The sequence below is a fragment of the Amycolatopsis sp. WQ 127309 genome (assembly GCF_023023025.1).
Classification (GTDB): Bacteria; Actinomycetota; Actinomycetes; order Mycobacteriales; family Pseudonocardiaceae; genus Amycolatopsis.
Map to the genome: position 1 here is coordinate 3,346,244 of NZ_CP095481.1, position 23,059 is coordinate 3,369,302.

Here is a 23,059-nt window from a genome sequence, read left to right on the forward strand (position 1 = left end):
GCCATGACGTTCCTCCAGGGCGCGAAACGCGTCGCCAACCGACCGCTCCAGACGCTGGACACCTTGGGTGACCAGATGTCGTTCTACGGCCGTGCGCTGCTGTGGACGCCGCGGACCCTGCGCCGCTACACCAAGGAAGTCCTCCGGCTGCTGGCCGAGGTGAGCTTCGGCTCCGGCTCGCTGGCGGTCATCGGCGGCACGGTCGGGGTGATGGTCGGCCTGACGCTGTTCACCGGTGTCCTCGTCGGCCTCCAGGGCTACTCGGCGCTGAACTCGATCGGGACGTCGGCCTTCACCGGCTTCCTGACGGCGTTCTTCAACACCCGCGAGATCGCGCCGCTGGTCGCCGGCCTCGCCTTGAGCGCGACGGTCGGCGCCGGGTTCACCGCGCAGCTCGGCGCGATGCGGATCTCCGAGGAGATCGACGCGCTCGAGGTGATGGGCGTGCCGAGCCTGCCGTACCTGGTGACGACCCGGATCATCGCCGGGTTCGTCGCGGTCATCCCGCTCTACATCATCGGCCTGCTGAGCTCGTACCTCGCGTCGAGACTGGTCGTGATCTACATCTACAACCAGTCGGCCGGTACCTACGACCACTACTTCGACCTGTTCCTGCCACCGCAGGACGTGCTCTATTCGTTCATCAAGGTGCTGCTCTTCAGCGTCCTGATCATCCTGTCGCACTGCTACTTCGGGTACCGGGCGACCGGTGGCCCGGCCGGTGTCGGCGTGGCGGTGGGCAAGGCGGTCCGGCTCTCGATCGTCACGGTCTCGATCATGAACTTCTTCATCGGCTTCGCCATCTGGGGAACCGACGTCACGGTAAGGATCGCGGGATGACCACGTTGCGACGCAGGCTGCTGGGCCTGCTGCTGGTCGCCGTGATGGTCGGCGGTGTGGCGCTCTCCATCGCGCTCTACGACAAGGCGTTCACCAAGTTCGTCACGGTGAAGCTGCAGGCCGACAAGATCGGCAACCAGCTGATCCAGCAGTCCGACGTCAAGGTCCGCGGCCTGATCGTCGGCTCGGTCAAGGACATCTCGGCCACCGCCGACGGCGCGGAGCTGACGCTCGCGCTGAACCCGGAGTCGGCGAAGCTGATCCCGGAGAACGTCTCGGCGCGGTTCCTGCCGAAGACGCTCTTCGGCGAGCGCTTCGTCTCGCTGGAGATCCCCGCCAAGCCGTCGGCGAAGACGCTCGCCAACGGCGACGTGATCCCGCAGGACCGGACGTCGAGCGCGGTCGAGCTGGAGCAAGCGTTCTCGCACCTGATGCCGGTGCTGCAGGCGGTCCAGCCGCAGAAGCTGTCGGCGACGCTCACCGCGATCTCGACCGCGCTGTCCGGCCGCGGCGACCAGCTCGGTGACACGCTCTCCCAGCTGGGCAGCTACATCGGCGAGCTGAACCCGCACGAGCCGGAGCTGCAGCACAACCTCAAGGCGCTGGCGGAGTTCTCCGACCACCTCAAGGACTCGGCGCCCGACCTGGTGCAGAGCCTCGACAACCTGAGCACGACGACCCGCACCGTGGTCGACCAGCAGCAGAACCTGTCGAACCTCTACGGCACCCTGACCCAGGCTTCCGTGGACCTGCAGACGTTCCTGCAGAACAACAAGGACAACATCATCGCCCTCGCCGCCACCGCCCGGCCGACGGCCGAGCTGCTGGCGAAGTACGCGCCGGAGTACCCCTGCGTGATCTCCCAGATGGCCAAGAACGTCCCGCTGATCGACCAGGCGCTGGGCAAGGGCACCGACCAGCCCGGCCTGCACGCGACGATCGAGGTCGTCGTGCCGCGCGCGCCGTACGAAGCGGGCAAGGAAGAGCCGCGGTTCGACGACAAGCGCGGCCCGCGGTGCTACGACGCGGACAACCTGCCGAAGCCGTTCCCCTCGGAGCCGCCGGACGGCGCCTTCAAGGACGGCACGATCCACCAGACCCCGCCGAAGACCGTCGGTGAGGGCCTCAACCCGGCCAACTTCAAGGCCGACGCCACCGGCGGCAATGGGAGCGGCAGCGGTGCTGGTCAACTCGCCTACTCGACGGCGGAGCAGGGCTTCCTGGCCGACCTGCTCGGCCCGCAGCTCGGCATGAACGCCGCGGACGTCCCCAGCTGGAGCGCGCTGCTCGTCGGCCCGCTGTACCGGGGCGCGGAGGTGACGGTCAAGTGAGGGGACTGCTCGCACCGCTGATCAAGCTCGGCGTCTTCGTGGTCGTCACCGTGCTGTTCACGACGATCCTCGGGATCAGCATCGCCAACATCAACACGACCAGCACCAACGCCTACAAGGCGCGCTTCACCGACGCGACGCTCCTGCTGCCCAACGACGACGTCCGCATCGCCGGCGTCCGGGTCGGGCAGGTCAAGGACGTCAAGATCGTCGACAAGCGCCAGGCCGAGGTCGAGTTCGAGGTCGACGCCGGCCGGCAGCTGCCGGCCGGGGTGACCGCGCAGATCAAGTTCCGCAACCTGGTCGGCCAGCGCTACGTCTCGCTCGGCGAGGGGGCCGACACCTCCGGCAGGACGCTCGGCCCCGGCGGCACCATCCCGCTGGAGCGGACGCAGCCGGCGCTGGACCTGACCGAGCTGTTCAACGGCTTCAAGCCGCTGTTCACCGCACTCAACCCGGACGACGTCAACAAGCTCTCCTACGAGGTCATCCAGGTCCTGCAGGGCGAGGGCGGCACCGTGGAGAGCCTGCTGTCGCACACCGCGTCGCTGGCCACCACGATCGCCGACAAGGACCAGGTCATCGGCCAGGTCATCGACAACCTCAACTCGGTGCTCGACACGGTCAACGCGCACACCCCGCAGCTCAACGACCTGATCGTGAAGCTGCAGCAGCTGGTGTCCGGGCTGGCCGCGGACCGCAAGCCGATCGGCGACGCGATCGAGAGCCTCGGCAACCTGGCCCAGACGACGTCCGGCCTGCTCGGCGAGGCCCGCGAACCGCTGAAGAACGACATCAGCGCGCTGGGCACGCTGACCGGCAAGCTCAACAAGAACGAGCCGGAGCTGGAGCACTTCATCCAGTTCCTGCCGGAGAAGGTCAGCACGCTGACCCGCACCGCGGACTACGGCTCCTGGTTCAACTTCTACGCCTGCGAGTTCTCCGGGAGCGTCAGCTTGCCGCCACTGATCAACAACGTCGCGATCCCGCTGGTGCCCCTCAACCGGGAGAGGTGCACGGGATGAAGTCCTTCCAGAAGCGCAACCCCGTCCCGATCGCGCTGGTCGGCATCGCCGTCCTCGCGCTGGCGTTCATCGCCGCGCTGAACTCCGAGGACCTGCCGGTGATCGGCGGCGGCACGACCTACACCGCCGAGTTCAGCGAGGCGTCCGGGCTGCAGACCGACAACGACGTCCGGATCGCCGGCGTCAAGGTCGGCAAGATCAGCGACATCGAGCTCGACGGCGCGTCGGTGAAGGTCTCGTTCAAGGTCAAGGACGCCTGGCTGGGCGACCGGACGAGCGCCGCGATCAAGATCAAGACGCTGCTCGGGCAGAAGTACCTGTCGCTGGACCCGCAGGGCGAGGGCGCGCTGAACCCGGGCGCGGCCATCCCGCGGGACCGCACGATGGCCCCCTACGACGTCCTCGACGCCTTCCGTGGCCTCTCGCAGACCGTCGACGACATCGACACCAAGCAGCTGGCGCAGAGCTTCGACACCATCTCGGGGACCTTCGCCAACACGCCGCAGGACGTGAAGGGCGCGCTGTCGGGGCTGTCGAAGCTGTCCGACACGATCGCCTCGCGCGACAGCCAGCTGTCGAACCTGCTGGCCAACACCCGCGAGGTGTCGCAGACGCTCGTCGACCGCGACGCCGAGGTGCAGAAGCTGCTCACCGACGGCAACGCGCTGCTCGGCGAGCTGGCCAAGCGCGAAGACGCGATCACGTCGCTGCTCAACGGCTCCCGCGAGCTGGCGACGCAGCTGCAGGGCTTGATCGACGACAACGGCAAGCAGCTGGACCCGGTGCTCACCCAGCTCGACCAGCTGACGTCGATGCTGCAGCGCAACCAGGACGCGCTGGGCCAGGGCATCGCGAAGTTCGCGCCGTTCATCCGCGTCTTCACCAACACCATCGGCAACGGCCGCTGGTTCGACAACTACATCTGCGGCCTGGTCCTGCCGTCGTTCGGTCCGCTCAACGAAGAGGGGTGCTACACGAAATGAGTGACACCCGCTTCGGCCAGTCCCTGACCCGGGGCTTCACCATCGCGATCGTCCTCGCGCTCGTCGTCGCCGGCGGGATCTGGTGGACGCTCAAGGACGCCGGCCGCAACCACCTGACCGCGTACTTCGCCGGCACCGTCGGCCTGTACGAGGGCAACAGCGTGCGGATGCTCGGCGTCGACATGGGCACGGTCACCAAGATCCAGCCCATGGGCAACCAGGTGAAGGTCGACTTCGAGTACGACCGCTCGGTCGCCGTCCCGGCCGACGCCAAGGCGCTGATCGTGGCGCCGTCGCTGGTGTCGGACCGCTACGTCCAGCTGGCCCCGGCCTACACCGGCGGCCCGCGGATCTCCGACGGCGCCGTCATCGGCCTCGACCGCACCGAGGTGCCCCTCGAGGTCGACCAGCTCGCCGCCAGCCTGGCCAAGGTCAGCGAGACCCTCGGCCCCAACGGCGTCAACAAGCAGGGGTCGCTGTCGAACCTGCTGAACACCGCGGCGGCCAACGTCGACGGCAACGGCCAGGCCCTGCACGACACGATCACCAAGCTCGGCCAGGCGGCCGGCACGCTGGCCGGCAACAAGGACGACCTGTTCTCCACGGTCGAGAACCTCGGCAAGTTCTCGCAGTCGCTGGCCGACTCCGACAGCCAGGTCCGCACCTTCGAGGGCCAGCTCGCCGACGTTAGCGGCTACCTGGCGTCCGAAAAGGACAACCTGGCCGCGACCGTGCAGCAGCTGGGCACCACGCTCACCTCGGTGCAGGCGTTCATCGACCAGAACCACGACCGGCTCAAGTCCAATGTGGACAAGCTGGCCGGCATCACCAACGTGCTCGTCGACCAGCGCAGCTCGCTCGCCGAGATCCTCGACGTCGCGCCGGTCGGCCTGAGCAACCTGGTCAACACCTACAACGGCGCGGCCGGCACGCTCGACGCCCGGCCGAACCTCAACGAGCTGACCCAGCCGCCGCTCGTGATGATCTGCCGGCTGCTCAAGCAGGTCGGCACCAGCAGCATCCCGGACGTGCTCGGCAACGCCTGCGAGAACATCGCCGGCGTGGTCGACAAGGCGATCCCGCTGCCGTCCCTGGCGCAGACCCTGCAGGCCCTGCAGTCCGGTCAGCTGCCGCCCTTGCCGCTGCCCATCGCCGGGCAGCTCTTCGGAGGTGGCCAGTGAGGAAGCTGCTGACCGTCGGAACGCTGGTGACGGCGTCCGCGCTGGTGCTCACCGGCTGCTCGTTCAGGGGCATCTACGACCTGCCGCTGCCCGGCGGCGCCGACCTCGGCGACCACCCGTACACGGTGAACGTCGAGTTCCGGGACGTCCTCGACCTGACGCCGAAGGCGGGCGTGAAGGTCAACGAGGTGCCGGTCGGGCAGGTCGAGAACGTCGGCCTCACCAAGGACGGCTGGCACGCGCTGGTGACGCTCAAGGTCAACGGCGACGTCAAGCTGCCGGCCAACGCGCTGGCCAACGTGAAGCAGTCCAGCCTGCTCGGCGAGAAGTACGTCGAGCTGGCCTCGCCCGGTGACGACCAGGCCCAGGGCAAGCTCGCCGACAACGCGACGATCCCGCTGGCCCGGACGAACCGCAGCGTCGAGGTCGAAGAGCTGCTCGGCGCGCTGTCCCTGCTGCTCAACGGCGGTGGTGTCGACCAGCTCAACACCATCACCAAGGAGCTCAACAACGCGACGTCGGGCCGCGAGCCGGACATCAAGGCGCTGCTGGACAACGCGAACCTGCTGGTCACCAACCTGGACAACCAGTCGAAGAACATCACCCGCGCCCTCGACGGGCTCAACCGGCTCTCCTCGACGCTCAACGACCAGAAGGACAAGCTGGTCGGCGCGGTCGACAACCTCGGGCCCGGCCTCGGCGTGCTCGAGTCGCAGCGCGGCCAGCTCGTCACGATGCTCAACGCGCTGAACAACCTCTCCGGCGTGGCCACCGAGACGGTGAACGCGTCGCAGAAGGACCTCGTCGCCGACCTGAAGGCGCTGACGCCGACGCTGCAGAAGCTCGGCGAGGCGGGCAACGACCTGCCGAAGGCGCTGCAGATCCTGCTGACGTTCCCGTTCAGCGACCAGGCCGTCAACGGCGTCAAGGGCGACTACTTCAACCTGTACGCCAAGGTGGACCTGAACCTGCAGAACATCGTCAGCAACCTGGGCAACAGCCGGCAGAACATCCTGAACGGGCAGCTCCCGCTCCCGGGCCTGACCGGTGGCGTCGAGGGCACGCCCGCCAACCAGCCGCCGCCGCTGCCGATCCCCGGTGACAGCGGTCAGCCGGGCCAACCCGGGAAGTCGTCCGGGCTGTCCGGGCTCTTCGGTCTCCTGTCGGGAGGTAACGGCTGATGCTGGTGCGCAGGACGAGGTTCCAGCTGGTCGCGTTCGCGATCATCTCGATCGCCGCCATCGTGTACGCGCTGATCCGGTTCGCCGGGCTCGGCACGGTGTTCGGCAACAGCGGTTACACGGTGAAGCTCGAGCTCAACGAGTCGGGCGGCATCTTCACCAACGCCGAGGTCACCTACCGCGGCTTCAACGTCGGCCGGGTGGGGGAGCTGCGGCTCACCCAGACCGGCCTGGAGGCGGACCTCGACATCGACCCGTCGGCGCCGCAGGTCCCCGCGGACCTCGACGCCGTCGTCGCCAACCGCTCGGCCGTCGGTGAGCAGTACGTCGACCTGCGGCCCAAGGGCGACAAGGGCCCGTACCTCGCGGCCGGCTCGGTCATCCCGGCCAGCAAGACGACCACCCCGGTCAGCACCGACCGGCTGATCGGCGACCTCGACTCACTCGCGGCGTCGGTCCCGGTCGACTCGCTGCGCACGGTCGTCGACGAGTCCTACGACGCCTTCCAGGGCACCGGTGGCGACCTGCAGAAGCTGCTCGACACCGCGCGCAGCTTCACCACGACGGCGCAGCAGTACCTGCCGCAGACGATCCAGCTGCTCGACGCCGGCGGCCAGGTGCTGGACACGCAGAACGACGAGGCGCAGAACTTCGCGTCGTTCAGCAAGAGCCTCAACGAGCTCACCGGCACCCTGAAGAACTCCGACGGCGACCTGCGCAAGCTCATCGGCATCACGCCGCAGGTGGCGTCGCAGATCAGCCAGGTGCTGGCCGAGTCCGGCCCCGGCCTGGGCGCGCTGACGGCGAACCTGCTCACCACGGCCAACCTGACCGTGACCCGGCTCGACGGCATCGAGCAGGGCCTGGTGACCTACCCGGCGCTGGCCGGCGCGGCCAGCAGCGTGGCGCCGGGTGACGGCACCGCGCACCTCGGGCTGGTGCTCAACCTCTTCAACCCGCCGGCCTGCACCAAGGGCTACATCCCGTACCAGCAGTACCGGACGGGGGCCGACCTTTCGGCGAAGCCGGCGAAGGAAGACGCGTACTGTGCCGAACCGAAGGGCAGCCCGATCAACGTGCGCGGCGCGCAGAACGCCCCGTACAACGGGGTGCCGGTGGCGCCGAGCAACAGCGACGTCGCGGCGAACGCGAACCGGCCGGCCGACGAGCTGGCCGAGGAGCGGAACACGCGGGGCGTGCCCGGCATCATCGGCAGCCCCGGCGTCAGCCTCAACAGCCTGGGTTCGCTGCTCGGGCTCGCCTGACGCGGACTTGATGACCGTTACCTACCCTGGAGTGCTATGAGTTCGGACGAGCGGGCCGCCGTCGCGGTGGCGGAGCCCGAAGAGGAAGCCGGGGCGTCTTCGGCGGCGTCGTCGCCGAACGAGTCCTCCTCGCGGATCCTGGTGCTCGGGGCCGCGGCGCTGGCCCTGGCCGCGCTGATCGCCGCCGCGCTCTTCGGGATCCAGTGGTGGGCGGCCGCGTCCGACTCCAACGCCGGGCTGGCCGCCTCGCGCGAAGCCGTCGTCAAGGCGGGCACCAACGCGCTGAAGGCCTACACCGAGGTCGATTACCAGGACCTGGACGGCTTCTTCGCCCGGCAGAAGTCCGTCTCGGACGCCACGATGTCGCAGCAGATCGACCAGTCGGCGCCGACGTTCCGCAAGGCCCTCTCGGACGCCAAGACCAAGGTCACCACCGACGTCCAGGACATCGCCGTCGAGGAGCTCGACGACCACGAAGGCAAGGCCAGCTTCCTCGCCGCGATCGCCACGACCGTCACTCAGGGGGACAAGAGCAGCGCGAAGCCGCTGCGCCTCGAAGTGTCGATGACCCGCGTGGGCGACGACTGGAAGCTGTCCGGCATCGACAGCGTCCCCCTCGTCGCGGCCGGCCAGTAGAGCGTCACCCAGAAGGAGCTGTAGTGCCCCCCTCCCGCCGCCAGCCGCCCCGCAGCACCCCGCCGGTGCGCCGGCCCCGCGTGGCCGGGCTGCGCAAGCCCTCGACGGACGAGTCGCCCGCCGAACGGACCGGCCAGCTTCCCGCCGTGCCCGAGTCCGCTTCGCCGCCGGCCGAGACGCGCAAGCCGCGGCCGCGCCCGGCACCGCGGCCGGTGCCCCGGCCCGTGGCGAAGCCGGCCGCCGAGGAGCCGTTCGAAGCGCCCGGTGGCTTCGCCACGGCGCCCGCCGAGGACACCGCCGTGTTCGCCGCGATCGGCACCGACGAGGACCCGAAGGTCGACGCGCTCACGGGTGAGCCGGCAGCTCCCGCGGACGCGGACACCGACGTCGAGGCCGAGCCGGTCCGGCCGGCGCCGCGGCGGAAGAAGCGCGACACCGGGATCGCGAAGCCGACCGAGGTCGACGAGGTCCCCGAGGAGTCCGCCGACAAGCCGGCGGGGCTCGCGACGTCCCGCGCGCAGCGGCCGTACCTCGTGGCCGGCGCGCTGGTGCTCGTCGCGCTGGTCCTGGGCGGGCTGGCGTTCTGGTTCAAGTCGGAAGAGGTCCAGGTCTCGAACGCGACCAGCAACACGGCGCTGCTGGACGTCGCGAAGACCGCGCAGGTGAAGGACGCCGTCTCGAAGGCGGCCGAGTCCCTGTTCTCCTACGACTTCAACAACATCAAGAAGACCGAGGACGCGGCGAACGACCTGCTCGCCAACGACGACGTCCGGAACAAGTACAACTCGCTGATGGGCGAGGTGAAGCGGCTCGCGCCGGCCCAGAAGATGATCGTCACGTGCAAGGTCACCCGCGCCGCGGTGATCATGCTCAACGACGACCTGGCGAAGGTGATGGTCTTCGTCGACCAGACCTCGACCCGCACGGACACGAAGAAGACGACCGCCGGCACCGCGCAGCTCCACCTGAACGCCCAGCTCCAGGGCGACAAGTGGAAGATCACGGACATGGACACGTACAACGCGCCCAAGGTCCCGGCTGCGACCGCGGCGCCGTCATCGTCGGCCCCGGCTTCGCCCTCCCCGACGAAGTGAAGCCGCCGGGCGACAGGCGCTGCCGCTCGTCGATCCCGGGGCGCCGGCGGTGCGCAGCGGGCGGTAGTCCCGCCGCTACGGTGGGCCGATGGGATTCGAGCAGGCGCACGCCAGCCTCGTCGGCCTAGCGGTCGGTGACGCCTTCGGTGCGCAGATCCTCCTGCCCGGCGACCACCCGGACGTCGCCGGCCGGCGGCTGCCGGCCGCGCCGTGGACCTGGACCGACGACACCGAGATGGCGTGTTCGATCGTCGCCGTCCTGGCGCGGCACGGCCACCTCGACCAGGACGCCCTCGCCGCCTCGTTCGCCGAGCACTTCGACCCCGGCCGCGGTTACGGCCCCGGGGCGGAGTGGCGCCTGACCCGGATCAAGGCCGGGCAGCCGTGGCCGGAGGTCGCCGAGCGCGACGGCCGCGGCTCCTGGGGCAACGGCGGCGCGATGCGCGTGGCCCCGCTGGGCGCGTGGTTCTGCGACCAGCTGCCGCAGGCGCTGCGCCAGGCCGAGCTGTCCGCGGTGGTCACGCACTCGCACTTCGAAGGCGTCGCGGGCGCGGTGGCCGTCGCGGCGGCGGCCGCGCTGCGGGCCGCGTCACCCGGACTGGCCGGCGCGGACCTGCTGGACGAGGTGATCCCGCTGGTCCCGCCCGGCCGGGTGCGCGACGGGCTGACGTGGGCCCTGAAGTTCTCCGACGCCCGTGAGGCGGCCGCCAAGCTGGGCACGGGCCGCGAGACGGCCGCGCACGACACGGTCCCGCTGGCCCTGTGGATCGCGGCCCGCTTCGGCGACAACTTCACCGACGCCCTCTGGACGGCGGCCCAGGTGGCCGAGGACGTCGACACGGTGTCGGCCATCGTGGGCGGCGTCCTGGCCGCGGACGGCACGCCGATCCCGGACCAGTGGCTGGAGGCGTGCGAACCGCTGCCGGAGTGGGTCGGCCTCTCCGGCCGCCCCTGAGCGGCTCGACGCGCCCCGGCTGACGGCGCTCGGTGCCTCTCGAGGCGTGCGAGCTGCTGCCGACGTGGGTCCGGCTCTCCGGCCGGGCTTGAGCGGTCGACACGCCCGGCTGACGGCGCTCGGCGCCCCCGGAAGATGCGAGCCGCTGCCGACGTGGGTCGGCTCGCCGGCTGGCCCTGAGCGGCCCGACACGCCCGGCTGACGGCGCTCGGCGCCCCCAACGAGCCGACTCGGGTCCGGCTCACCGGCCGGGTCCGAGCGCCCCGGCACGACCGGTCGACGGCCCCGGAGGACCGGTGGGCGAGCTGTGACCCGCCCGAGTCACTCCGCTCGCCCCGCCGGACCCGTCTCGGCGGCCCTCAGCGACCTCCAGCACCCCTGTCGCCGACGGCTCCAGCCGACCGGACCACCAAGCCCCGCGGAGGCGCCGGGAAGCCCCGGGAAGAGCCCGGACGGGCCGGGGCGGGCGGGACTCCTGGTGCGGGTGTGACGTCGCCCCCGCAGGGCGTCAACCGCTCACGCAAACCGCCGCGACACGCCACCGATGGCGGAACCCGGGGCCGTCCGAAGTGGTCCGGAACGCCGGCCGCACGGTACAAGAACTCGGCAAACCCGCAGGTCCAGCGGACAGTGGTGGCGCTACTGGCCGGTAGCTGGGAGGATGTTCGGCCGCTCACGCTCCGCAGACCTACTTCCACGCTGCGCCAACCGGCGGGACCCCCGTGTGGCATCTTGACTCTCGCGCCCGGTGGGTTCACGCTTACTCCCGACGGCGAAACCGGCAGCCCTTGCGGGAGGGACAACCGGGTCGCCTGGAGGCATACCTGAAGACGTCGCGAAGCAGGCTGGGCCCCATCGGGAGCGCCCCCTGGACAGACCGCGCCGTTCGGGCTAGACTGCCTCTTTGCGCTGCCCTCTTTCAGGCTGCCCGGAGCCGGTAGTTAGGATAGTGGGCACACGGCACCCTTGACAGTCGCTCATAGCTGTTGCTATGGCGGCCGTCACCGCTCATGTCCCCGGAAGGACGCATCTTGGCAGTCTCTCCCGCGAACCAGGCCACTGCTGCGACCACCTCGGCTGAATCTCGCTCGGAGTCCACGGGAATCCCCGGCGCGCCCAAGCGGGTTTCCTTCGCAAAGATTCGCGAACCGCTCAACACCCCCAACCTGCTCGACGTCCAGATCCAGTCGTTCCAGTGGTTCACCGGGGACGAAGCGTGGTTCGAACGCCGTGTCGAAGAAGGTGAAGAAAACCCGGTCGGCGGCCTCGAAGAGGTCCTCAACGAGATCTCCCCGATCGAGGACTTCTCCGGCTCGATGTCCCTGTCCTTCTCCGCTCCGCGCTTCGACGAGGTCAAGGCCTCGATCGAGGAGTGCAAGGACAAGGACATGACGTACGCGGCCCCGCTGTTCGTCACGGCGGAGTTCGTCAACAACAACACGGGCGAGATCAAGAGCCAGACGGTCTTCCTGGGCGACTTCCCGGTGATGACCGACAAGGGCACCTTCATCATCAACGGCACCGAGCGTGTCGTCGTGTCCCAGCTGGTCCGCTCGCCGGGCGTCTACTACTCGAAGGACGTCGACAAGACGACCGACAAGGACGTCTTCAGCGTCCGCGTGATCCCGAGCCGCGGCGCGTGGCTCGAGTTCGACGTCGACAAGCGCGACACCGTCGGCGTCCGGATCGACCGCAAGCGCCGCCAGCCGGTCACCGTGCTGCTGAAGGCGCTCGGCTGGACCACCGAGGCGATCCGCGAGCGCTTCTCCTTCTCGGAGACGCTGCTGGCGACCCTCGAGAAGGACCACACGGCCGGCACCGACGAGGCCCTGCTCGACATCTACCGCAAGCTGCGCCCGGGCGAGCCGCCCACGAAGGAGAGCGCGCAGACCCTGCTGGAGAACCTGTTCTTCAAGGCGAAGCGCTACGACCTGGCCAAGGTCGGCCGGTACAAGGTCAACAAGAAGCTCGGCCTGTCGACGCCGTACGACACGGGGACGCTGACCGAAGAGGACATCGTCACCACCATCGAGTACCTGGTCCGGCTGCACGCCGGCGAGGACCGGATGGACGCCGACAACGGCACCGAGATCCCGGTCGAGACCGACGACATCGACCACTTCGGCAACCGTCGCCTGCGCACCGTCGGCGAGCTGATCCAGAACCAGATCCGGGTCGGCCTGTCGCGCACCGAGCGAGTCGTGCGTGAGCGCATGACCACGCAGGACGTCGAGGCGATCACCCCGCAGACCCTGATCAACATCCGCCCGATCGGCGCGGCGATCAAGGAGTTCTTCGGCACCTCGCAGCTGTCGCAGTTCATGGACCAGAACAACCCGCTGTCGGGCCTGACGCACAAGCGTCGTCTGTCGGCCCTCGGCCCGGGTGGTCTGTCCCGTGAGCGCGCCGGCATGGAGGTCCGGGACGTCCACCCGTCGCACTACGGCCGGATGTGCCCGATCGAGACGCCGGAAGGCCCGAACATCGGCCTGATCGGCTCGCTCTGCTCCTACGCGCGGGTCAACCCGTTCGGCTTCATCGAGACGCCGTACCGCAAGGTCGTCGAGGGCCGGGTCACCGACCAGGTCGACTACCTGACCGCGGACGAGGAGGACCGGTACGTCAAGGCGCAGGCCAACGCACCGATCACCGACGACGGCACCTACGTCGAAGACCGGGTCATGGCCCGCCGCAAGGGCGGCGAGGTCGAGCTGATCGACCCGCTCGACATCGACTACATGGACGTCTCGCCGCGGCAGATGGTCTCGGTCGCGACGGCGATGATCCCGTTCCTCGAGCACGACGACGCGAACCGCGCCCTGATGGGTGCGAACATGCAGCGCCAGGCCGTGCCGCTGCTCCGCAACCAGGCGCCGTACGTCGGCACCGGGGTGGAGCTGCGTGCCGCGGTCGACGCCGGTGACGTGCTCGTCGCCGAGCAGTCGGGTGTCATCGAGGAGCTCTCGGCGGACCTGATCACGATCATGCACGACGACGGCACGCGGAAGAGCTACGGACTGTACAAGTTCCGCCGCTCGAACCACGGCACCTGCTTCAACCACCGCCCGATCGTCAACGAGGGCGACCGGGTCGAGCAGGGTCAGGTCATCGCCGACGGCCCGTCCACCGAGAACGGTGAGATGGCGCTCGGCAAGAACCTGCTCGTCGCGGTCATGCCGTGGGAGGGCCACAACTACGAGGACGCGATCATCCTCTCGGAGCGCCTGGTGCAGGACGACGTGCTCACGTCGATCCACATCGAGGAGCACGAGATCGACGCCCGCGACACCAAGCTGGGCGCCGAGGAGATCACCCGGGACATCCCGAACGTCTCCGAAGAGGTCCTCGCGGACCTCGACGAGCGCGGCATCATCCGGATCGGTGCCGAGGTCCGCGACGGCGACATCCTCGTCGGCAAGGTCACGCCGAAGGGCGAGACCGAGCTGACGCCGGAAGAGCGCCTGCTCCGCGCGATCTTCGGTGAGAAGGCCCGCGAAGTCCGCGACACCTCGCTGAAGGTGCCGCACGGCGAGACCGGCAAGGTCATCGGCATCCGCGTGTTCTCGCGCGAGGACGACGACGAGCTGCCCCCGGGCGTCAACGAGCTGGTCCGCGTCTACGTGGCCCAGAAGCGCAAGATCCAGCCGGGCGACAAGCTCGCCGGGCGCCACGGCAACAAGGGCGTCATCGGCAAGATCCTGCCGGCCGAGGACATGCCGTTCATGGAGGACGGCACGCCCGTCGACATCATCCTGAACACGCACGGTGTGCCGCGACGGATGAACATCGGCCAGATCCTCGAGCTGCACCTGGGCTGGCTGGCCTCGCAGGGCTGGGAGATCAAGGGCAACCCCGACTGGGCGAAGAACCTCAACGAGGAGCTCTACGACGTCGCGCCCGGCACGAACACCGCGACCCCGGTGTTCGACGGCGCGAAGGAAGAGGAGCTCACCGGGCTGCTCGGGGCGACCAAGCCGAACCGCGACGGCGAGCGCATGGTCAAGGAGAACGGCAAGGCCACGCTGCTCGACGGCCGCTCCGGCGAGCCGTACCCGTACCCGGTCGCCGTCGGCTACATGTACATCCTGAAGCTGCACCACCTGGTCGACGACAAGATCCACGCCCGCTCCACCGGTCCGTACTCGATGATCACGCAGCAGCCGCTGGGTGGTAAGGCGCAGTTCGGTGGCCAGCGCTTCGGTGAGATGGAGTGCTGGGCGATGCAGGCGTACGGCGCTGCCTACACGCTGCAGGAGCTGCTGACGATCAAGTCGGACGACGTGGTCGGCCGCGTCAAGGTGTACGAGGCCATCGTCAAGGGGGAGAACATCCCCGAGCCGGGTATCCCGGAGTCGTTCAAGGTGCTCCTCAAGGAGCTCCAGTCGCTGTGCCTGAACGTCGAGGTGCTCTCCAGCGACGGTGCGGCCATCGAGATGCGCGACTCCGACGACGAGGACCTCGAGCGCGCGGCGGCGAACCTCGGCATCAACCTGTCCCGCAACGAGTCGCCCTCGGTGGACGACGTCGTGCACTGATCGCGAGCTGAGCCGGGACCTGCCTCCCGCGGGTCCCGGCTCGCCCGCCAACCCCTCTAGTCGAATCAACCCCAAGGGGATGCAAAGACGTGCTGGACGTCAATTTCTTCGATGAGCTCCGCATCGGCCTTGCCACCGCTGACGACATCCGCCAGTGGTCCTTCGGTGAGGTGAAGAAGCCGGAGACCATCAACTACCGCACGCTCAAGCCCGAGAAGGACGGCCTCTTCTGCGAGAAGATCTTCGGCCCGACCCGGGACTGGGAGTGCTACTGCGGCAAGTACAAGCGCGTCCGCTTCAAGGGCATCATCTGTGAGCGCTGCGGCGTCGAGGTGACCCGCGCCAAGGTGCGCCGTGAGCGGATGGGCCACATCGAGCTGGCCGCTCCGGTCACCCACATCTGGTACTTCAAGGGCGTTCCGTCCCGCCTCGGCTACCTGCTGGACCTGGCGCCGAAGGACCTCGAGAAGATCATCTACTTCGCTGCTTACGTCATCACGGGCGTGAACACGGAGCTGCGCCACAACGACCTGCCGACCCTCGAGAACGAGATCGGCGTCGAGCGCAAGAACCTCGAGACCAAGCGTGACGCGGACATCGAGTCCCGCGCCCAGAAGCTGGAAGCCGACCTGGCCGAGCTGGAGGCGGAGGGCGCCAAGTCCGACGTCCGCCGCAAGGTCAAGGAAGGCGGCGAGCGCGAGATGCGTCAGCTGCGTGACCGCGCCGGTCGCGAGCTGGACCGCCTCGAAGAGGTCTGGACGACCTTCACGAAGCTCGACACCCGTCAGCTGATCGCCGACGAGCTGCTCTACCGCGAGCTCGTCGACCGCTACGGCGAGTACTTCACCGGCGGCATGGGCGCGGAGGCCATCCAGAAGCTGGCCACCGAGTTCGACGTCGCGGCCGAAGCCGACAACCTGCGCGACACCATCCGCAACGGCAAGGGGCAGAAGAAGCTCCGCGCGCTGAAGCGGCTCAAGGTCGTCGCGGCCTTCCAGGCCACCGGCAACGACCCCCGCGGCATGGTGCTCGACGCCGTCCCGGTCATCCCGCCGGACCTGCGCCCGATGGTGCAGCTCGACGGTGGCCGGTTCGCGACGTCGGACCTGAACGACCTGTACCGCCGCGTGATCAACCGCAACAACCGCCTCAAGCGGCTGATCGACCTCGGCGCGCCCGAGATCATCGTCAACAACGAGAAGCGGATGCTGCAGGAGGCCGTCGACGCGCTGTTCGACAACGGCCGCCGCGGCCGTCCGGTCACCGGCCCGGGCAACCGGCCGCTGAAGTCGCTGTCCGACCTGCTCAAGGGCAAGCAGGGCCGGTTCCGCCAGAACCTGCTCGGCAAGCGCGTCGACTACTCGGGCCGTTCGGTCATCATCGTCGGGCCGCAGCTGAAGCTGCACCAGTGCGGTCTGCCGAAGGACATGGCGCTCGAGCTGTTCAAGCCGTTCGTCATGAAGCGGCTGGTCGACCTGAACCACGCGCAGAACATCAAGTCCGCCAAGCGGATGGTGGAGCGCTCGCGGCCGCAGGTGTGGGACGTGCTCGAAGAGGTCATCACCGGTCACCCGGTGATGCTGAACCGCGCACCGACCCTGCACCGCCTCGGCATCCAGGCCTTCGAGCCGCAGCTGGTCGAGGGCAAGGCCATCCAGCTGCACCCGCTGGTCTGCGAAGCGTTCAACGCGGACTTCGACGGTGACCAGATGGCGGTGCACCTGCCGCTGTCGGCCGAGGCGCAGGCCGAGGCCCGGATCCTGATGCTGTCGGCGAACAACATCCTGTCGCCGGCGTCGGGCCGTCCGCTCGCCATGCCGCGACTGGACATGGTGACGGGCCTGTTCCACCTGACCCGTCTCAACGAGAAGGCCGACGGCGCGGGCGGCGCGTACTCCTCGCCGGCCGAGGCCATCATGGCCTTCGACCGCAAGGCGCTGAGCCTGCACGCCCCGATCAAGATCCGCGTCAAGGACCGTCAGCCGGCGAAGGCCGACGAGGCCCGGCTCGCGGAAAAGGGCTGGGAGCCGGGCAAGACCTGGCTGGCCGAGACGACCCTGGGCCGCGTGCTGTTCAACGAGCTGCTGCCGGCGGACTACCCGTTCATCAACGAGCCGATGCCGAAGAAGCGGCAGGCCGCGATCGTGAACGACCTCGCCGAGCGGTACTCGATGACCCAGGTCGCGCAGACCCTGGACCGGCTGAAGGACGCCGGTTTCTACTGGGCGACCCGGTCGGGTGTCACCGTGGCCATCTCCGACGTCCTGGTGCCCGTGGGCAAGAAGGCCATCCTCGACGAGTACGAGGGCAAGGCCTCCCAGGTGGAGAAGCGCTACCAGCGTGGTCAGCTGTCGCACACCGAGCGCAACAACGAGCTCGTCAAGGTGTGGACGCAGGCCACCGAAGAGGTCCACAAGATCATGGAGACGGCGCTGCCGGACGACAACCCGATCGCCATGATCGTGAAGTCGGGCGCGGCGGGCAACATGACGCAGGTCCGGTCGCTGGCCGGCATGCGTGGCCTGGTGTCGAACCCGAAGGGTGAGTACATCCCGCGTCCGATCAAGGCCAACTTCCGTGAAGGCCTGTCGGTGGCGGAGTACTTCATCGCGACGCACGGTGCCCGCAAGGGCCTGGCGGACACGGCGCTGCGTACCGCCGACTCGGGTTACCTGACCCGTCGTCTGGTGGACGTCTCGCAGGACGTCATCGTCCGCGAGGTCGACTGCGGCACCACCCGCGGCATCATGATGCCGATCGGCGAGGACATCGGCGACGGCAAGGTGCTGCGTGACCAGCACGTCGAGACCAGCGTGTACGCGCGGAACCTCGCGACGGACGCGGTGGACGCCAAGGGCAACGTCGTGCTGAACGCCGCGGACGACATCGGCGACCCGGCCATCGACAAGCTGATCTCCAGCGGCATCTCGAAGGTCAAGGTCCGCTCGGTGCTGACCTGCGAGTCGGCCGTCGGCATCTGCGCGACCTGCTACGGCCGCTCGATGGCGACCGGTCTGCTCGTCGACGTCGGCGAGGCCGTGGGTATCGTCGCGGCCCAGTCGATCGGTGAGCCGGGTACGCAGCTGACGATGCGTACGTTCCACCAGGGTGGTGTCGCCGGTGACGACATCACGACCGGTCTGCCCCGTGTCCAGGAGCTGTTCGAGGCCCGGGTCCCGAAGGGCAAGGCGCCGATCGCCGACGTCGATGGCCGTGTGCGCATCGAGGAGAGCGAGCGGTTCTGGAAGATCACGCTGATCCCGGACGACGGCGGCGAAGAGATCGTCTTCGACAAGCTGTCCAAGCGTCAGCGGCTCGCCAACACCCCGAACGGCCCGCTGGGCGACGGTGACCACGTCAACGTCGGGCAGCAGCTGCTCGAGGGCACCCCGGACCCGCACGAGGTCCTGCGCGTGATGGGCCCGCGTGAGGCGCAGATGCACCTCACCGACGAGGTCCAGAAGGTGTACCGGGCCCAGGGTGTGTCGATCCACGACAAGCACATCGAGGTCATCGTCCGGCAGATGCTGCGCCGGGTGACGGTCATCGACTCGGGTGGCACGGACTTCCTGCCGGGCGAGCTGCCCGAGCGGACCAAGTTCGAGGCACGCAACCGTTCGACGGTCTCCGAAGGCGGCGAGCCGGCTTCGGGCCGTCCGGTGCTGATGGGGATCACGAAGGCGTCGCTCACCACGGACTCGTGGCTGTCGGCGGCGTCGTTCCAGGAGACCACGCGCGTCCTGACCGACGCGGCCATCAACGGCCGCTCGGACCGGCTCGTGGGCCTCAAGGAGAACGTGATCATCGGTAAGCTGATCCCGGCCGGTACGGGCATCAACAAGTACCGCAACATCCAGGTGCAGCCGACGGAAGAGGCCCGGGTCGCCGCGTACGCGATCCCGTCCTACGACGACGGCTACTACACCCCGGACGTGTTCGGTACGGGCACCGGTGCCGCGGTCCCGCTGGACGACTACGACTTCGGCCGCGACTTCCGCTGACGAAGCTGATCCACGAGAAGGGCCCCCGCCGGGTTTCCGGCGGGGGCCCTTCCCGTTTCCGGCGTGCCCGCGGTGACGGCTCTTTCGGCGGGCCGTGGCGCTGCCCGGCTTGCTCACCTACCGCCGGGCTGCGGTGACAGAGCTGAACGAGACAGTGCCCCCCGGTCCACTGTGGACCGGGGGCACCGTCGTTCACGGGAGGCCGTGGCGGCTCACCGGGAAGTCGAAGTACGTGTCCGGGAACGGCTCGTTGTCCAGGGTGTAGTGCCACCACTCCTCGGGCAGGTTGTGGAAGCCCGCCGCGATCAGGGTGGTCCGGAGCAGGTCGCGGTGCTGCCGCGCGATGCCCGTGATCGCCGGGTTGTCGGTGTGGGCGAGCGGGTCGAAGCAGTCGTAGCCCGTGCCCATGTCGACCGTGTTGTCGGGGAAGCGGCTGCCCTGCGGCGCGAAGCACGGCCTCAGCGGCTCGCCCGGGAAGTAGGGCCGCTGGGGCCGCGGCGGGATCCTGACGAGCGTGAGGTCCATGGTGCTGCCGCGGCTGTGCCCGGACTTCTCGGCGATGTAGCCGTCCTCGAAGAGCCGGTCCTTGGCGACGTTCGGGTAGAATTCGGCCTTCATCTTCTCGTCGGCGAGGTCCTTCGCCCACCGCACGAAGTGGTCGACCGCGCGTTGCGGCCGGTAGCAGTCGTAGACCTTGAGCGTGTAGCCCAGCTTCCGCAGCTGCGTCTGGGCGGTGCGCAGGCCCTCGGCGGCCTGCCGGGTCAGGACGCAGGTGGGCTCGAGGTACCCGTCGACGCGCCGGCCGACGAAGTTGTGCGGGGTGGCGTAGCGGATGTCCTGCAGGATCGACGGCGCGACATCGGACAGGGCGACGAACTCGTGCGACGTGGTGGTCGCCTCGGCCGGGCCGGGGACGGCGAAGGTGGACAGGGCCGCGAGAGTGACGGCGAGGGTGCGTATCCGGGTGGAAATCGGCATACCGCACGTCTAGCAGGAAATCGTCTCGCGATCAGCCGCCGCTCAGGGGGAGACTTGACGGATTTTGGCCGATTTGCGTGCGGTGTAACGGTTTTCGCGCGCAGGGTCGTGACGTCCGGTAGCCGAGCCGTTGTCGGCAAATCTTCCGTCACCGTGATCGCGGTCGGCTGGGGAAGATGGGCTGTGGCTGACTCTGTGCCCTTCACGGACAACTTCTCGGACCTCTCCAACACGCAGGGGTACCAGTTCGAGTTCCGCTGTGAACGCTGCGGGAACGGTTTCCGTTCCGCGTTCCAGCGCGACAACATGGAAACCGGGCGAAGCGTGCTTCGCACCGTCGGCTCGTTCTTCGGCGGGACGCTGCGGGACCTGAGCAACTCGGCCGACCAGTGGCGCTACGACCGCGCGACGAACTCGCCCGCCAAGGACCGCGCGCTGGCCGCGGCCGTCAAGGAGATCACCCCGAGCTTCCGGCAGTGCCGCGGCTGCGGCGACTGGATGTGCCACGACCAGTGCTGGAACGAGGAGATCGGCCAGTGCCTGCGCTGCTCGCCGAGCGTCGCCGAGGAGATCTCGCGCGCGCAGGCTTCCGCGCAGCGCGACCAGATCTGGGACAAGGCCCGCGAGCGGGACTGGACGTCCGGTCTCGACATCGACACCCGCGCGAAGGTGTCCTGCCCGGGCTGCGGCCTCAAGGCCGAAGGCGGCAAGTTCTGCCAGTCGTGCGGCACCGCGCTGGCGATGAAGGTGCGCTGCGGCGGCTGTGGCAGCGAGAGCAACAAGGCCGGAGCGATGTTCTGCTCGGACTGCGGCAACCGATTCTGACCCGGAGTTCCCGGCATCCATAACGAGTGAGTAACGAGCAGCCCCGGCGTTCAGGCGCCGGGGCTGCGCCATTGTGACCAACCGTGACACCGCCGGGTGGTCCAACCGTTGCGCAACCGCGGCGGTCACCCTTTCGGCCCAATGGTGGCGCGCAACTCGGTCCGAGTCGTGAGACATTCACCCGCTCGGGTCTTTTCTCATTCTTTGATCACGGCTGGACGCTTTGCCCGCTCGGCGCGAATATTCCGCCGGTGTCCGCCGGTCCCGGCTGGTGACACTTTCCGTTGTGCCCCAACGATTCCCCGGTGAATCGGTGGTTCGGCGCGCCCTTTTCCGCCCGGGAAATGAGAACAGGGAGACGAATGCGATCGAAACCGTTGCGTCCCGGCCGGTGGCGAAAGGTGGTGACCGGCGCCGCGGCGTTCGCCCTCGCCGTCGGCGCGGTCACGTACACCGGGTCGGCCACCGGCGCCTACGCCGACGTCCAGACCATCACGGACGCGAAGACGGCGTCCGACGGCAAGCAGTACTGGGTGCAGAACCACCTGGTGACGAAGGATCTCGCGGCGCGCGCCGAGGGCACGCCGAAGAAGTGGCTGCTGGTCTGGGCCGGCGACGAGAACATCGCCGACACCCTCGTCAAGGACGTCAAGAACCTGCCGGGCACCCTCGGCGGCGGGCTCAACAAGATCAAGAACGCCTTGCCCGGCCCGGACTTCCTCGCCGTGATCGACGCGACGCAGGGGTCGCCGACCTACGGCAAGGTCGTCAACACCGCGACCGTCGGCCCGCTGGTCGAGAACGAGCCGCACCACATGCAGTACGTGTGGCACAAGGGCGACACCGTCTACGCCGGCGCGCTGTTCGCCGCCGCGACGTACGCCTTCGACGTCAGCGCGCTGCCGCAGCTCAAGCTCAAGGGCGTCAGCCTGCCGACCAACACCCTTGGCGGCAGCGTCCCGGACGCCTACTGGGTGCTGAAGGACGGCACCGCGTACGGCACTTACATGGGCGGCCCGGTCGTCCCCGGCCCGCACAGCTACGCCGACGGCTCGACCCAGATCGGAAACGGCTTCGCGGGCAGCCCCGGCGAGGTCGTCCACTTCGGACAGAACGCGCAGGTGCTCTCGGAGTCCCCGGCGGCGACCCCGCAGGGCGACAACCGGAAGCTCTGCGACAACCTGCCGCAGCTGGGCAAGCCGACGTGCGCCAACCCGCACGGCATCCAGGCCCGCGAGGACCTCAACACGCTCGTCACCAGCGACTACGCCGAGCCGCGCAACATCATCCTCGACCCGGTGAAGCAGCCGTCGCCGTACCTGCGCCGGCCGACCGTGCGGACCTGGGACATCGCCGACCGCAACCACCCGAAGCTGAAGTCGGTGTCGTACCTGCAGGACGGCCCGCGCGCCGATCCGGCCGACCCGCTGCACGCCGAGAGCCGCGCGGTCATGGAGACGACGGTGACGAACCTGCCCGGGCACAAGGGCGCGTTCGCCCAGACCATGCAGGGCGGCGCGGTGTTCTACACGCCGGACATCACCGCGGCCGAGCCGCACTGGATCGAGGTGTTCGACGACGGCGCCGCGAACAAGGCCATCTACCCGAACAACGACTCGAACGGCGCCAGCTCCAACGGCGGCTGGATCCAGACGAGCCCGGACGACAAGTACCTCTACCGCGCTATCGTCGGGCGGCAGAAGGGCACCCTCTCGGCGGACGACCCCGGCACCACCGGCGGCGTCTACGTCCTCGACATCCGGAAGCTGCTCGCCGCCGGCGACCGGATCGAGGACATCCAGGGCCGGGTCGACACCAAGGCGAAGGCGCAGCAGGGCGGGGGCGGCGACCTGCCGACCGTCGTCGGCGCGGCCCCGATCAACCCCGGCACGCCGGGCGCGGGCCCGCACTGGGGCGCCTACGACAACCTGGCGCTCGGCGATGACGGTTTTTACCACGAAACGGACACGCCGCAGCACCTCGCGGTGTCGAACTACTTCGTCGCACGGTCCGGTTTGGACGGTGACCACAAGGTCAACCTGCTGGACATCGGACCGGACGGGAAGATCGCCGTCGACCCGGACTTCCGGGACGAATTCACCGGCCAGGTCGGCATCAACTTCAACCGCAAGTCGTGGCCGCACGGGGACTTCGGCAACGCCAAGCCGCACTCCGAGCTGTTCGTGGTCGCGGACGCGACCGTCAAGTAGTCCCCGACCTGGGAGTCCT

General features: G+C 68.9%; 15 protein-coding genes. 14 read left to right on the forward strand and 1 reads right to left on the reverse strand.

Translation table 11 applies throughout. The features are described 5' to 3' along the window. The first annotated feature begins 3 nt into the window (after positions 1–3). From MUY22_RS15640 to MUY22_RS15695, 12 genes are all read left to right on the forward strand, one after another. Positions 4–840 carry an ABC transporter permease gene (locus MUY22_RS15640; RefSeq protein ID WP_003060266.1) on the forward strand — a complete coding sequence of 279 codons (837 nt, stop codon included), beginning with the start codon at positions 4–6 and terminating at the stop codon, positions 838–840. Next, positions 837–2,171: an MCE family protein gene (locus tag MUY22_RS15645; protein WP_247060482.1), complete on the forward strand. Its 1,335-nt coding sequence runs from the start codon at positions 837–839 to the stop codon at positions 2,169–2,171. Before MUY22_RS15640 ends, MUY22_RS15645 begins: the two co-directional genes overlap by 4 nt. Beyond that, entirely contained in the window at positions 2,168–3,196 is a 1,029-nt protein-coding gene (locus MUY22_RS15650; RefSeq protein ID WP_247060483.1) for an MCE family protein, read from the forward strand. The genes MUY22_RS15645 and MUY22_RS15650 overlap by 4 nt, the downstream gene beginning before the upstream one ends. Further along, positions 3,193–4,179: an MCE family protein gene (locus MUY22_RS15655; protein WP_247060485.1), complete on the forward strand. Its 987-nt coding sequence runs from the start codon at positions 3,193–3,195 to the stop codon at positions 4,177–4,179. The genes MUY22_RS15650 and MUY22_RS15655 overlap by 4 nt, the downstream gene beginning before the upstream one ends. After that, the gene (locus MUY22_RS15660) at positions 4,176–5,360 is read left to right on the forward strand and encodes an MCE family protein (RefSeq protein ID WP_247060487.1); all 1,185 of its coding nucleotides are present in this window, start codon (positions 4,176–4,178) and stop codon (positions 5,358–5,360) included. The genes MUY22_RS15655 and MUY22_RS15660 overlap by 4 nt, the downstream gene beginning before the upstream one ends. Then, complete coding sequence (locus tag MUY22_RS15665; protein WP_247060489.1) at positions 5,357–6,541, forward strand: MCE family protein; 1,185 nt, start codon at positions 5,357–5,359, stop codon at positions 6,539–6,541. Before MUY22_RS15660 ends, MUY22_RS15665 begins: the two co-directional genes overlap by 4 nt. Continuing rightward, positions 6,541–7,806, forward strand: a complete 1,266-nt coding sequence (locus MUY22_RS15670; RefSeq protein WP_247060491.1) for an MCE family protein — start codon at positions 6,541–6,543, stop codon at positions 7,804–7,806. Before MUY22_RS15665 ends, MUY22_RS15670 begins: the two co-directional genes overlap by 1 nt. Positions 7,807–7,842: 36 nt before the next feature. Continuing rightward, positions 7,843–8,442 carry a hypothetical protein gene (locus MUY22_RS15675; RefSeq protein WP_247060493.1) on the forward strand — a complete coding sequence of 200 codons (600 nt, stop codon included), beginning with the start codon at positions 7,843–7,845 and terminating at the stop codon, positions 8,440–8,442. Between the two features lie 80 nt (positions 8,443–8,522). After that, positions 8,523–9,536: a hypothetical protein gene (locus tag MUY22_RS15680; RefSeq protein ID WP_247063908.1), complete on the forward strand. Its 1,014-nt coding sequence runs from the start codon at positions 8,523–8,525 to the stop codon at positions 9,534–9,536. Between the two features lie 88 nt (positions 9,537–9,624). Next, positions 9,625–10,491 carry an ADP-ribosylglycohydrolase family protein gene (locus MUY22_RS15685; protein WP_247060495.1) on the forward strand — a complete coding sequence of 289 codons (867 nt, stop codon included), beginning with the start codon at positions 9,625–9,627 and terminating at the stop codon, positions 10,489–10,491. 1,031 nt (positions 10,492–11,522) lie between these two features. Continuing rightward, on the forward strand, positions 11,523–15,026 hold the full coding sequence (locus MUY22_RS15690; protein WP_247060497.1) for a DNA-directed RNA polymerase subunit beta: 3,504 nt from the start codon (positions 11,523–11,525) through the stop codon (positions 15,024–15,026). Positions 15,027–15,115: 89 nt separating this feature from the next. Continuing rightward, on the forward strand, positions 15,116–19,027 hold the full coding sequence (locus MUY22_RS15695) for a DNA-directed RNA polymerase subunit beta' (protein ID WP_247060498.1): 3,912 nt from the start codon (positions 15,116–15,118) through the stop codon (positions 19,025–19,027). 192 nt (positions 19,028–19,219) lie between these two features. Here the strand turns inward: MUY22_RS15695 and MUY22_RS15700 are convergent, their stop codons facing one another. Next, positions 19,220–20,005, reverse strand: a complete 786-nt coding sequence (locus tag MUY22_RS15700; RefSeq protein ID WP_247060499.1) for a M15 family metallopeptidase — start codon at positions 20,003–20,005, stop codon at positions 19,220–19,222. 183 nt (positions 20,006–20,188) lie between these two features. On the opposite strand from MUY22_RS15700, the gene MUY22_RS15705 reads away from it, so the two are divergent. Together MUY22_RS15705 and MUY22_RS15710 are read left to right on the forward strand one after the other, a co-directional pair. Then, the gene (locus MUY22_RS15705) at positions 20,189–20,830 is read left to right on the forward strand and encodes a zinc ribbon domain-containing protein (protein WP_247060500.1); all 642 of its coding nucleotides are present in this window, start codon (positions 20,189–20,191) and stop codon (positions 20,828–20,830) included. Between the two features lie 362 nt (positions 20,831–21,192). After that, a complete protein-coding gene (locus tag MUY22_RS15710; protein WP_247060501.1) occupies positions 21,193–23,040 on the forward strand; it encodes a selenium-binding family protein in 1,848 nt (615 codons plus the stop codon). Positions 23,041–23,059: the final 19 nt, after the last annotated feature.

Coding starts and splice junctions, on each gene's coding strand:
- MUY22_RS15640 (WP_003060266.1), top strand. CDS start 4: ATGACGTTCCTCCAGGGCGCGAAACGCGTCGCCAACCGACCGCTCCAG.
- MUY22_RS15645 (WP_247060482.1), top strand. CDS start 837: ATGACCACGTTGCGACGCAGGCTGCTGGGCCTGCTGCTGGTCGCCGTG.
- MUY22_RS15655 (WP_247060485.1), top strand. CDS start 3,193: ATGAAGTCCTTCCAGAAGCGCAACCCCGTCCCGATCGCGCTGGTCGGC.
- MUY22_RS15660 (WP_247060487.1), top strand. CDS start 4,176: ATGAGTGACACCCGCTTCGGCCAGTCCCTGACCCGGGGCTTCACCATC.
- MUY22_RS15670 (WP_247060491.1), top strand. CDS start 6,541: ATGCTGGTGCGCAGGACGAGGTTCCAGCTGGTCGCGTTCGCGATCATC.
- MUY22_RS15675 (WP_247060493.1), top strand. CDS start 7,843: ATGAGTTCGGACGAGCGGGCCGCCGTCGCGGTGGCGGAGCCCGAAGAG.
- MUY22_RS15685 (WP_247060495.1), top strand. CDS start 9,625: ATGGGATTCGAGCAGGCGCACGCCAGCCTCGTCGGCCTAGCGGTCGGT.
- MUY22_RS15700 (WP_247060499.1), bottom strand. CDS start 20,005: ATGCCGATTTCCACCCGGATACGCACCCTCGCCGTCACTCTCGCGGCC.
- MUY22_RS15710 (WP_247060501.1), top strand. CDS start 21,193: ATGCGATCGAAACCGTTGCGTCCCGGCCGGTGGCGAAAGGTGGTGACC.